At 70.4% G+C, this 12,373-nt stretch carries 7 protein-coding genes; all 7 read right to left on the bottom strand.

Annotation, left to right across the window (positions count from 1 at the left end; all coding sequences use genetic code 11):
* Positions 1–347: 347 nt before the first annotated feature.
* The 7 genes from OIU81_RS03585 to OIU81_RS03555 all read right to left on the bottom strand — a co-directional run bounded on the left by OIU81_RS03585 (position 348) and on the right by OIU81_RS03555 (position 12,349).
* Positions 348–986: a DUF998 domain-containing protein gene (locus tag OIU81_RS03585; protein ID WP_329143727.1), complete on the bottom strand. Its 639-nt coding sequence runs from the start codon at positions 984–986 to the stop codon at positions 348–350.
* Between the two features lie 566 nt (positions 987–1,552).
* Positions 1,553–2,833: an MFS transporter gene (locus OIU81_RS03580; RefSeq protein WP_329143725.1), complete on the bottom strand. Its 1,281-nt coding sequence runs from the start codon at positions 2,831–2,833 to the stop codon at positions 1,553–1,555.
* Between the two features lie 135 nt (positions 2,834–2,968).
* Positions 2,969–4,087 (bottom strand): pyridoxal phosphate-dependent aminotransferase, encoded by a 1,119-nt coding sequence (locus OIU81_RS03575; protein ID WP_329143724.1) that lies wholly within the window; start codon positions 4,085–4,087, stop codon positions 2,969–2,971.
* A gap of 169 nt (positions 4,088–4,256) precedes the next feature.
* Positions 4,257–6,035: an NAD(P)/FAD-dependent oxidoreductase gene (locus OIU81_RS03570; RefSeq protein ID WP_329143723.1), complete on the bottom strand. Its 1,779-nt coding sequence runs from the start codon at positions 6,033–6,035 to the stop codon at positions 4,257–4,259.
* A complete protein-coding gene (locus tag OIU81_RS03565) occupies positions 6,016–9,966 on the bottom strand; it encodes a non-ribosomal peptide synthetase (RefSeq protein WP_329143721.1) in 3,951 nt (1,316 codons plus the stop codon). The genes OIU81_RS03570 and OIU81_RS03565 overlap by 20 nt, the downstream gene beginning before the upstream one ends.
* Entirely contained in the window at positions 9,963–11,618 is a 1,656-nt protein-coding gene (locus tag OIU81_RS03560; RefSeq protein ID WP_329143720.1) for an MBL fold metallo-hydrolase, read from the bottom strand. Before OIU81_RS03560 ends, OIU81_RS03565 begins: the two co-directional genes overlap by 4 nt.
* The gene (locus tag OIU81_RS03555; RefSeq protein ID WP_329143719.1) at positions 11,615–12,349 is read right to left on the bottom strand and encodes a hypothetical protein; all 735 of its coding nucleotides are present in this window, start codon (positions 12,347–12,349) and stop codon (positions 11,615–11,617) included. The genes OIU81_RS03560 and OIU81_RS03555 overlap by 4 nt, the downstream gene beginning before the upstream one ends.
* Positions 12,350–12,373: the final 24 nt, after the last annotated feature.

Genomic DNA, 12,373 nt, shown 5'->3' with positions numbered 1-12,373 from the left:
CGCGACCTGCTCGAAATCGTCCACGCCGCCGAACTCGAACCAGCAGCCCAGGACCCGGCCAGCGGCTCGCCGGTCAGCAGGGCCTCACTCCAGGCCGGCCTCGCCAACGCCCAAGCCCGCAACACCCGCCTGACCGCCCGCATTCAGCAGTTGGGAAGCGACTGTCGCAGGCCCTGGGAGCTCAGGCGTGGCAGGAGTCCGGGCTCGGAGCCCCAGCGGACATCGACGAGCTCCAGTGGAAGATCACGAGGCTGGAGCAGCAAAACGTCGAACGGACCTCCGCGTTGGAGGAGGCCCGATCCGATCTCGATGCCGCGAGGGGGCCAACCGGGACCTGACCAGAGTTCTCAACCAGCGCGGCTGAGACGCTCTGCCGGCACCGCCTCCTGGATACGACCTGCCCGAGGGATGAGGCCACGAGCACCGACAGCAAGCGCCCAGAACAGGAGAGGAAAAGCGGCGACCCGTTCCATACCTCCCATCCCGAGACCGAGGTAGTGGTGGGAGAAAAGGAGCCCGAAAGCCGTGATCGCTGTGACTCCCAGCAGGCTGGTGCCCCACCGCATGCGGGCCGGAACTTGTACTGCCAGGCCGAACCCCGCCACGACGAGACCGATGTTGCCCGCTGCCATGATGAAGACGGCACCCAGAACATGCTGGTTCTCGTTGACGTCCGCAGGAGCCAGCCCGGCCAGCACGAATCCCACGCCGGCACCGGCGAGCAGCAGACGGGCCACGGCAGCGGTCCGGCCTCTCCGCCACAGGGCACCACCGGTCAGCGCGGCGCCGACAGCGAGCAGCACTCCCAGGGCGACGAACGAAACATTCATCAGACCGTGCTCGGGGGAACAGATATAGCGCGGCTCAGGCTCTGACTGCAGAGCGCAGTGAGCGTTACCTAAGTCGCTGATGTTGTTCCGTGCCCAGCTATACGGTCTGGCCCAAGCCGACTCGGCAATCCAGTGGATGACGAAGAACTGCACCACGCCCACGATCCATGCCGAGTACCCGATCCGGACTCTCACCTGTCCACCTTCCGCCACGCGAATCCCGTGCGGACAGCCGATCATGCGGTGCCGGACTCAGGCACTCCGACAAGCCCCCTGGAACACGGTGGGGCAGACCCTACTGCTGCGGCCGGGCACAGGAGTTCACCGAACGAGGCTCACGACTCCACGAACCGAGTCCCCTCACACGTAGCACCACTCGTGGCCACAGGCGTGTATGACGCCCGCTGTCGTGGAGGCGGAGGACAGGCCGGTGCGGGCTCGGCCACCGGCAAGGCATCCATGTCGGCCCGGAGCAGCACAGCCGGTCCGGGCCACGCAGCACGGCGGTGACGGAGGACGACCGGCTACCCGGCCGGACGGACAAGGCGAATGGCGCTGCTTCCCGTTTCCTTCTCCGTGGGGGAGACGCGGTATTCCCAGGAGCACGGAGTTGTGTGGCGATCCCGGAGGCTGGGGGTTGCCTTTACACGATCTCTGGCGGGGGATTAGGGCCGGTGATGGGTCGCCATGAACTACCCGGTGGAGGAACGCTGGGCCCACTCCTACTCGGAGGACTCGGTGCCGCTCAAGAGGCCATCTCCCGTGCCGAATCCGCGGAGGCGCGGTACCGGCGAGAGGAGGATGGGTGCTGCCGCGGAGAGGAAGAGCAGGCCGGCTGTCCAGAGGAGGGTGCGGGGGCCGGCGAGGGTGCCGAGCCAGGCGGTGATCAGGCCGCCGAGGGAGATGCCTCCGAATACGAGGGCTCGGTAGCCTGCCACGACTCGGCCCATGAGCCTGTCGGGCGTGATGGTCTGCCGCAGGGTCGCGGTGAGGACGCTGAAGACCGCGAGGCCGCCGTTCATGAGGACCAGAAGGGCGGTGTCGACGAGGGCGAGCGAGGTCCGGTGGCCCACGACGGCGGGGATGAGCAGGGCGGGGACGGAGATGGCAGTGGCGGCCGCGAGGTAGGTGAGGCCGACGGGGAGGTGCCGGGTGAGCCAGGGGGCGCACGCGGCTCCGGCCAGGCCACCGGCCGCTCCCACCGCGAGGACGATGCCGACGTTGAATCCGAGAATGTGGTTCATGTGGACGAGGAACGCGGTCTGGAAGATGGCCCACGCCAGGTTGTAGAGGCTCCCGGCGAGCGTCACCGCCCGCATCAGGCGTGAACGGGTGAGGAAGCCCAGCCCGTCGCGGAGGTCCTGCCAGGGGGTGGCGGCCACTCGGGTCGGGGCGGGCTCCGGTCGCTTGACGAGCACCAGGGAAACGACGGACGCGAGGTAGGAAACGGCGTTGAGAGCCAGGCAGAGGGGTGCGGAGAGCACATGGATGAGCAAGCCGAACAGGCCCGGCCCCGCGACCTCCGCCGCCGCTTGGCTCATCGATACGCGACCGTTGGCCGACAGCAGGTCCTCGGAGGCGACGAACTTCGGCAGGTAGGCCGGGAGGCACAGGTCGAACAGCACGGTGAACGTGCCGATGCCCGTGGCGAGGACCACCAGCCAGGGCATGGTCAGCCACCCGAGTGCCGCGAGCACCGGGATCGCCCCGACGAGCAGGGCACGGGCGGAGTTGGCGAGCACCAGCAGGGGGTGGCGCCTTCTCCGGTCGACGAGCACTCCCAAGGGCAGAGCCAGGGCGAGGAAGGGAAGGTATTCGGCGAAGCGCAACAGGCCCAAGTCGGCTGCGTCGGCACCGAGTACGACGAGGGCGGTGAAGGGCAGCGCGAGAAGACTGACCTCGGCGCCGAACAGTGAGATCGTCTCGCCGGCCCAGAAGATGTGGAAGTCACGGTTGCGTCGCAGCCCTCCTCGCGGTGGGGCCTGCGTCGTCGACGGCATCATCGCGATACCCGCTGTTCTGAAGTACCCGTCAGTGATGCGTTCGGTTCCACGTGATTGCTACCTACCTGCCAGGTGTCTGTGACGGGGTGTCAGTTGACGTCGACGGTGTGTCATATCGATGCCTTGCCGGTCACATCACCTGCCTCCACAGGCTGTTGTGAGGCCGGCCGAGGCCACCGTCAGGCGGCGGAGCCGGTCGAAGGCCGCGTCAAGGATCTCAGGGACCGCGCCGAACGACAGACGTATCCGATCGTCGGTTCCCTGCCAGAATCCGGTGCCGGGCATCAGCCGCACGCCGGTCTCCGCCAGTGCCCGGTCGCAGAACTGCTGGGCGCCGGCGTTCGGATCGGCCAGCTTCAGCCAGAGGAACAGGCCGCCCGCCGGGGGTGCCGCCGCCTCGAAGATGTCGAGTGTGGAAAGTGCCTCCAGGGCGATGGCCCGGCGCTCGGCGAGCAACTCCAGGTTTCCGTCCACCGGCTGTTCCAGCAGGCCTGTCGCCGCCTGCTGAGCCGCCAGTGACGGGCCCATGCGCAGGCGCTCGGCCACACCGGTGAGCAGGTCGGCGACTGCGGGGGCGGTGGTGATCCAGCCGATGCGGAGGCCAGGGCAACCGAAGGATTTGGACAGGGAGTTCACCTTGACCACGTGGCCGGTGTCGAGCAGGGCCTGGTCCTCGCGGGGACGCGTGCCCCCGACGATCAGCTCGTCGTACACCTGGTCCAGGACGAGCAGCGCACCGTCGGCGCGGGCCGCCGCGGCATGCACGGACAGGGCGCCCTCGGCGAGGACGAGACCGTCGGGATTCGAGGGGCTGTGCAGCAACCGCATCCGTGCCGGACGGGCGCTGTCGGGCTCCGCGTTCAGCGGGACGAGCCCGGCCCCGAGGTTTTCGAGGATCTCCCGGTAGAAAAGGAAACTCGGCGCCTGTACGGCGACCCGGTCACCGGGGTCCAAGAAGGTGTGCGCGAGCAGGAACAGCGCCTCGGTCGCGCCATGCGTCACCACGATGTGGTCCTCGGTCACCGACAGGCCGTATTTCTCGTTCTCCCGGGCCGCGATCCGGCGTCGGAGTTCCCGCTCTCCTTGTGGATCGGGATAGGTCTCGGCACGGAACTCGACCCGGCCTGTCGACGTCGGGAGACCGCGCAACAGGGCCTCCGAGAGATCCCAGGTGGGCTGTCCGCCGTGCTGCGCCGCACGTGCCTGCCGCTCGATCAAGGACAGCTGGTGCCACGGACGACACGTCGAAATCATGGGCACTCCTCGGGGAGGGAAGTTCTGCGGCTCGGGTGCCGAGCCGGCTTGGGTCCGCGCCGATGCCCGCGGGACGACCGCGGGCATCGGCGGTCATTCAGGTCATGACCGGGTCGGGTGCGACGAGCCCGCACATGGCCGGGTCCCGGCGGGACGTTGCGGACACGCCCTAGAGCCGCAGCTCTATCGGCAGCGCGGCCGGTGTCGTATCGGGCTCCGGTGCGGGGGCGTCGAACAGCGCCGTGAGGATCCCGTACGTCCGGTCGAGGGGCCGCGGTGGCGTCGTGGGCTTGAACAGGCCGTCGGCCCGCCACCGTTCGGGGTCCAGGCCGATCGCCCAGGCGTTGAGCCACGGGTGCTCGTCGAGGTGCGCCCGCCGCTCGGGCATCGTGTCCTCCACGGCGATGAGGAAGATGGCCTGCGCCACCTCCTCGAGCACGGTCATGGAGTGGCGGTGGTCCGCCACGAGTTCGGCCACCGACTTGCCCTCCACGAGGTTGCGTTCATACGCCTCCTGGAGGAACGGGATCTTGTAGTAGTCGATGAAGCGGAAGCTCCGGCCCCGTCCCGCTTTCCGTTCCCACTGCTTGAACAGCCGCTTGACCTGCACCGTGAGGGCGTACAGACCCGGGGTCGCGGCGCGGACCGCGGCGGCCTTCTCCTCGTCGAGGAAGATGCCGTTGTACATCTGCGGGGTCGCCGTGGTCCAGGAGAGCAGCGTGTCCCAGAGGAACGACAGCGTCATGATCAGTGGCTCGCCGAAGTACGAGTACGAGCTGTGGATGTTGTACTCGAGCCAGTCGTTCTGACCGAGCACGAAACGACTCAGCTCCTCGACCCGCTCCGGACGCAGCGCGTCCACGGCGTCCTCGCCGATCAGCTCGATCAGGGCCGAGTTCTCGAAGGCGATCATGTTGGAGCCGGGCGAGTAGAACGGGTCGGCGAAAGCCGCGGCCTCGCCCACGCAACCCCAGCGGTCGGCCGAGAAGACCTGGCTGGAGGTGTAGCTGTAGTCGCGGACCGCGAGGAAGTCGAGCACCTCGTGAGGGCCCAGCGCGGACGCGACCGCCGGCTCGTGCCGCTCCAACCACTCGACGGCACCGGCCAGGGTGCTCATGCCGTCGATGTCGTGCAGTTCGCCGGACGTCACGATGCCGACGCTCGTATTGCCGGAGCCGAGCGGAATCAGCCAGACCCAGTATCCGGGGCCCATCAGATGGACCGTGGAGAGCCGGCGCCGGCGGCCCGGCACCCGCTCGTGCCAGTCGGTGTCGTCCTCGGAGACGAAGTCCTCGACGTCGAGACGGCCCGCGACGCGGAACCACGCGGCGTTGAACCGGCCCTCGGTGGGCCTCTGCAGCCCCAGTTTGCGCTGGAGGTACCGGGCCCGCCCCATGGCGTCGACCACCCATCGGCAGCGTGCGCGCCGGGGCACCCCGTCCCCGTCGACGTACTCCACCAGGTGTGCGGTGTCCTCGGGGCCCAGGTCGACCTCGCGGACCGTGCTGCCGGTGGCGATCTCGATGCCGGCCTCGCGGTTCATCTCGTACAGGTCGTTTTCCAGGACTCCGCGGTCGATCTGGTACGTGCTCCGCCCCGGCAGGGCCGACAGCCCGATTTCGGGGGCGTCCGCAAACGGCTCGCCGGGCCGGCCGAAGAAGTAGCGCAGGCCCAGCTTGGGCAGGTGTGCGTCCGCCATGTACTCGGCGAGGCCGAGGACGGTGGAGAAGTAGAACCCCGCGATGTCCACCGTCGACTCGCCGACCTTGTGGGCCGCCGGCGGCACCGGGTAGGTCTGCCCGTCGATCACCAGGACCGAGGCGTCGGGCTGCTTGCGGCGCAGATGGCGGGCGAACGTGGCGCCGGCGAGTCCGCCACCGCAGACCACGACGTCGTACCAGGGCGTGTCGTCGGGGGTCTCGGCGCGCTCAGGACTGAACAGTGTCACGGGATTCCTCCGGATTGCCGGGTACGGCGCGGTAGCCCGGGGTGTCGGTGGCGGGCGAGGACAGGGCCTCGGACCAGAGGGCCATCAGCCGTTCGGCCGAGGCCTCGTCGAGCCGGTCGAGGTCGTGCTCAAGGGTGGCGACGAGCTGGGGTGCGCCGTCGGGGGGCGCCGGTTCGAGCGACACCGCGAGCACCACCGGGTGGTGGAGTTGGCCGAGGGCGACGCACTCCTCGACCAGGGTCAGCCGGTCGACGGCCTGGCGGGCGTGATGGAAGTGCACGAAGTTGAACCACGCCGCGACCGCCTCGCCGTCCGCGACCCGTCCGGCCAGCGGGAAACCCGCGTAGGGCTCCAGCGCTTCGAGACCGGCCTGCACCGTTGCCGCCGAGGGTGGCTGCGCAGTGGCGTCCCACCGGGAGCTGACCGGCAGGATGTTCCAGAACAGCCCGGTGGTGCCGAGCGGGTCGGTGAGCCGCTCCGACCGGCCGTTGGCGACGACGCCGACCGTCAGCGCCGAGGCGCCGTCGTGACGGTGGAGCGCGGAGAGGAAAGCGGCGAGACAGCGGGCCTTGGGCGAGAGGCCCTCGTTGCGGGCGGGCGCGAGGATCGCCTCGACCCGCTCGGGGGGCACGACGACCTCCGTGTAGCCCATGCGCCGGAACTCCCGGCGTCGCGGGGTGGCCGGGCCGTCCGGGAGGGTGGCGAGGGTGTCCGCCCAGAAGGCCTGTGCCCGCGGGTCGTTCGCGAGTGTCCGCTCCAGCGCGACGAACTCCCGGTAGGAGTCCGCCGTGGGCGCCGCGGTGTCGGGGCGGCCGCCGGCGCGGAGGGTTGCGTAGTCCTCGAAGAGTTCGTTGCGCAGCTGGACTCCGCTCCACCCGTCCGTCAGCGCATGGTGCGCGGACATGACGACATCGACCTCGGTCGCGGAGCGCACGACGATGACGAAGCGGGTCCACGGTGCGGCGCCGTCGGTGTCGAACGGGGCGGCGAGGTCCGCCTCGACGACGGAGTTCAGCGCCGTGTCGGCCTCGTCCTGCGGGGCCGATTCGACGGTGTCCACGGTGTCGACGGGGGTGGCGTCCGCGGGGAGCACACACTGCAGCAGACGTCCCGAACCGGCCGCGCGGATCACGGTGGTGCGCAGCGACCGGTGCCGTTCGACCAGGCCGCGCAGGGCGCGCCGCAGCACATCGACGTCCAGAGCGTCGCCGTCGCGCAGCCGCCATCCCGCGATACAGCGGTAGGCGTGCAGCGCCCGCAGGTCCGGTTCGGCGGACCACTCGACCATGCGCTCCTGAAGGTGCGTCAGCGGGTAGGCGTCCTCGCACCGCGCCGGCAGCTGCAGCGTCTCGTCGTCGGTGAGGCTCACCGCTTCGCTCGCGGCCGGCGCCGCGGGCCCGGTGTCGTCGCCGCGTGCGGCCACCATGCGGGCGAGCGCGCGCACGGTCCGGTGCTCGATGATGTCGCTGGTGCGCAGGGCGATCCCCGCCTGCTCCGCGGCCTGCACGGCCTGGATCAGCCGGATCGAGTCGCCGCCGAGCTGGAAGAAGTCGTCCTCGGCGTCGATCGCGGTGATGCCCAGGACGGTCGCCCATCCTTCGAGCAGGCTCGACTCGACGGGGTTCGCCGGCGTGCTGACCGGGCGCTCGGCCATCCGCCGCTCGTGCAGGTCCAGGAGGGCGCGACGGTCCACCTTGCCGTGCTCGGTGGTGGGGAAGGCGTCGACGAGGTGTACGGCGCTCGGGACCATATAGGCGGGGAGCTTCCGGGCGAGATGCTCGGAGAGTTCGTGCGCCGGCACCTCGCCGTGCTCCGGGCCGTGGCCGCCCGGCGCGCGGACGAAGGCCACCAGAACCCCGCGCTCGGCATCCGTGGCCACCACGGCGTCCGCCACGCGGTCGTGCGTGCGCAGCGCGTTCTCGATCTCGGTGGGCTCCACCCGGAACCCACGGATCTTGACCTGCTGGTCCCGGCGGCCGGCGAAGACCAGTTCCCCGTTCTCGTCCCAGCCGCCGAGGTCGCCGGTGAGGTGCAGCACGCCGCCGTCCGGGCGGAACGGGTGCGGGACGAAGCGGCGGGCGCTCTGCTCGGGGTCCCCGATGTACCCGGACGCCACGCCGCGCCCGGAGATCGCGATCTCGCCGATGACATGGCGCGGGAGCAGATTCCGGTCCTGGTCCAGGACGTAGACCTGCATGTTCGCGCGCGGCCGGCCCAGCGGCACACTGCGGTAGTCGCGCTGCGGGTCCACCCGGTGCAGCGTCGTGTTCACACACGCCTCGGTCGGGCCGTAGCCGTTGTACACCGCGACGCCGCGGGCCGCGTACGCCAACAGGTCCGCCGTGTTGGCCGGTTCCGCCGCCGAGATGAGCACCCGCAGAGCGGTCAGCCGCAGCGGATCGAGGGCGCTCAGGTAGGAGGGGGTCATGGTGGTCGCCGTGACGGCGTGCCCGGCCATCAGGTCCTGGAGGCGGCGCGGATCGGCGAGCTCCTGCTCGTCGGGGAGGACCAGCGCCGCACCCGCGAGGTGGGTCATCACGATGTCGAGCAGCGCGCCGTCGAACGAGAGCGCCATGAACGCGAGATAGCGGTCGTCCGGGCCGAGGCCGAGTTCGGTCACATGGTCGAGGGCGACGTTCACCACGCCGGCGTGGTCGAGGACGATCGTGCGGGGGGTGCCACCCGAGCCCGAGGTGGTGATCACCGCGGCGGCGTCGTTGCCCCGTGGCGCCGGCCAGGTCGGTTCGGCCGGTGAACTGTCCGCCGTGCCCGCGGGGAACTGCAGGTCCAGACAGCACACCGCGAGCGTGGGCAGATCGGTGAGGCGGTGCAGCAGACTGGAGTGCATCGCCAGGATCTTGGCCTTCGAGGCCTCGGCGATCTGCGCGATGCGGTCGGTCGGGGCGTGCGGATCGATCGGGACGTACGCGGTCCCGGCGAGCACGCACCCCCACAGCGCCACGAGGGTGTCCTCCGTGCGCGAGACGAGGACGGCCACCGCTTCCCCTTCGGCCAGACTCAGCTCGTCGCGCAGATGACGGGCGAACTGCTCGGCGCGGGCGAGCAGTTCGCCGTAACTCATGGCCCGGCCGCCCGCGAGGAGGGCGGTGGCGTCGGGCGCGGCGGCGGCCACCGCCCGGAACCGGGTCGCCAGCGAGTCGTCCGGGGTGTGGGCGGGGACGCCGGTGGCGGTGAGGGTGTCGAGTTGGTGGAGGATCTCGTCGTCGTCGAGCAGGTCCAGGCTCGCCACCGCGACATCGGTGTGGTCGAGGTGTTCCAGCACCTTTTCGACGAGTCCCACGACATGATCGCCGAACCAGACCGGGAACCGGCCGTGCCGGTCCTCGAACTCGAAGCTGCCCTCCGCCCCGTCGATCCTGATGACCAGTTCGGTGCTGTCGTCGACCGGCACGGCCTCGTGCAGCCGGGTCTCGGCGACCACCAGACCGGTGTCCGTCGGCCCGTCCGCCTGCGCCCACAGCTCGCGGACGGGAAAGCCCTGGAGCGTGTAGGCCGTGGCGACGTGGTGCCGGACGTGCTCGAGCAGCGACTTGAAGCTGCCCCGCCGCTCCGGGCGGAAGACCAGCGGCACCCGGTCGTCGTGCCGGTAGGGGCTGTCGACCTCGTGCAGCAGGGGAGTGGACAGCCAGACCACGTCGTGCAGCGACGTGCGCTGGACGGCGACCACGAGGGCGGAGAGCAGGACGACGAAGTCGCCCAGCGCCTGACCACCGCTCACCGCGGTGACCCGGCGACGGCTCTCCGGCCCGAGAGTGACGCGGCGCCGCGTCCCCGGGGCGGCCGTCTCGGTGGTGACGACGGTGTCGGCCCAGTGCACGGCGTCCTCGACGGACGGCATGGCCGCCAGCCACGCGGCACGCTGCTGCTGGTGGGCCGGGCCCTGAAGGGCCTCGATACGAGAGATGCTCACGACACACTCCAACGCTTCGCACCGTAGAGCCGCTCGGAGTGGCGGCCCTGCGCCCGGCAGACCTCGACCAGACGCGTGGCTTCCCGGATGGCGAGGGACTCGTCGGTGTACGGGATGCCCAGCAGCGGATAGAGCCAGGGCTCCTCGCCCATCGCGTACACATAGACCTCCGCGCCGCGGAAGCGCTCGACGACATCGAGGGCCTCCGCGCAGGTGGACGCGCGCCCTCGCCGGCTCTGGTCGTGGTCCCGGTTGAGCGGATGGGCGAAGTACGGCGCATAGACCCAGCTCGCCGGCGCGCCCTCGCACTCCATGCCCAGGAACAGCAGGTCGATGTCGCCGACCAGGTCGTGCACCCGGTCGTAGAGCGCCGGGTTGACGTTGGCGGTGTCGGCGCCGAGCAGTACCGTCCGTCCGCCGAGACGGACGTGGTAGGTGGACTTCGACCGGATCGCCAGGTCGTGGTGCTCGCCGACGAACGGGATGGCGGTGATCGCCCCGTGCGGAAGGTCCACGACGTCGAGCTCGCGCACCTCACGGACGTCGGGGAAGCCCAGGTGCTCGACGACGAGGCGCAGCGACGGGTCCATGAGCCCTCCGCCGTCGTTGCCGGGCACGATGACCGTGCCCACCTTGTGCCGGATCTGCAGCAGCGTCTCGGGCAGGACGTGATCGTGGTGGGCGTGGGTGATGAGGACGTAGTCGATCCGGTCGGGCAGATCCGCGAAGGAGCGGCGCGGCACGTCGGATGCGTGCGCGTAGGGGATCACGGGGTCGACGAGGACGCTGACCTCGCCGTCCTCCAACAGCACACAGGCGTGCCCGAAGTAGGTCACCCGGAGGGGGCCCGGTCCGGCCGGCGGGTCCTCGCGCTCGCCCGGCGTCCGCGGGGGCGTGGTGGTGAACAGCTCACGGAAGCGCGGACGGGTGCCGGCGTCCAGGCCCAACTCGTCGGCGAGCGCGTCCGGATCGACGGGTTCGCCGCGGGCGCGGAACAGTGCGTCGAGGGCCGGCGAGGCGAAGGGTACGCAGAGTTCCACGGCGCCCTCCCAGGCCGCGTCGTCGGCGGCGTCCGGGTCCTCCGCCACGGGCAGGCGCGGAGTGGAGAACGCGAACGGGCGGTCGCCGTCGCGGTCCGTGCGCACCAGCCGCAGACACTGCCCCGACGGGTCGGCCAGCGCGTCGGCGTAGAGCAGCCGTTCATAGAGTCGGCAGCGGGCCCGGTTGTGGCGGTCGTACTCCAGCTCGACCAGGCCCCGCAGCGCGGCCGGGACGGCGGGGTACAGCGGTTCCAGCGCGCCACCGGTCATGCTCTCGAGAAGCTCGTCGAGCTCGCCGAACGCCGACACGAAGTCCTGCTGGCGCTTCGCCTTGGTACGCGTCGCGTCCAGCAGCGCCTGGACCTCGGCGACCCGGGCGCCGCCGAGGTCGAGGAACGGGCCGCTGCGCGTCGCCGGGTTGGCCGCAGCCGCGGCGTGCATCGCCGGGGAGCGGACATAGGACTCCATCATCCGCAGATGACGCTCCATGGTGACGAACGCGGCAGTCGCCGGCGAGACCAGGTGCACCCACGCATACCAGCGGTCGACCAGCGGCTCGACCTCGACATCGCCGCGGAGGAAGTGCCCGGTGGTCTTCTGCGACCTCGTCATGAGCCCTCACCCCCCTCCGCCCGGGCGCTCAGGCCGGCCAGCGCCGACTCGATCTCCACGAGGTCCTCGACGACGAAGTACCGGTTCTGGAGCCGGAGGATGTCGTACGTCGCGCGCCGCACCACCTCCGGGTCGAAGGGCTCGGTCGGGGTGGCCGGGTCGAGGCACTGCTGGATCTCGTCGGCCGAGGACAGGATGGCGCCGCCCAGCGCCCGGAGCCCGTCGGGGGTCCGTATCAGACCGGCCTCCAGCGTGGTCCACATGATGTTCTGCAGCAGCGCGAGGTCATCGGGGCGTGCGGCACACCGGACCCCGATGCGGCCGAACTCCTGGTACAGGTCCGCCGTGCGCGGGTGGGCCAGGAAGGGACCGTGACCGAACAAGTCGTGGAAGAGGTCGGGCAGTTCGGCGAAGCGGACCTCCTCGGGCTTGCGCATCCGGTTGGTGACGGGGAATCGCCGGTTCAGGAGCATGGTGAAGAAGTCGTCCCCCTTCACCAGGCCGTCCACCGCGACGAAGGTCCAGCCGGTGATCGCGCGGACGCGCTCGTTCACCGGGTCGAGATCGGGCACCTGGTCGTCCGGGAGGCCGAGCAGCTCGAGCCCCTCCAGGTAGAGGGCCGGTGCGGCCGACGGCACGAGATCCAACTGCTGGCGGTAGAGGTGCCGCCAGACCTCATGGTCGACCCGCTCATGGTGGTGCTGAGCCGACAGAATTTCCTGAGTGTCCACCTCTGCTCCTTTCAGCGGGGACGG

The organism is Streptomyces sp. NBC_01454, from assembly GCF_036227565.1.
GTDB lineage: Bacteria > Actinomycetota > Actinomycetes > Streptomycetales > Streptomycetaceae > Streptomyces.
The sequence above is the reverse complement of the archived record's forward strand: the minus strand, read 5'-3'. Positions and strand labels throughout refer to the sequence as shown.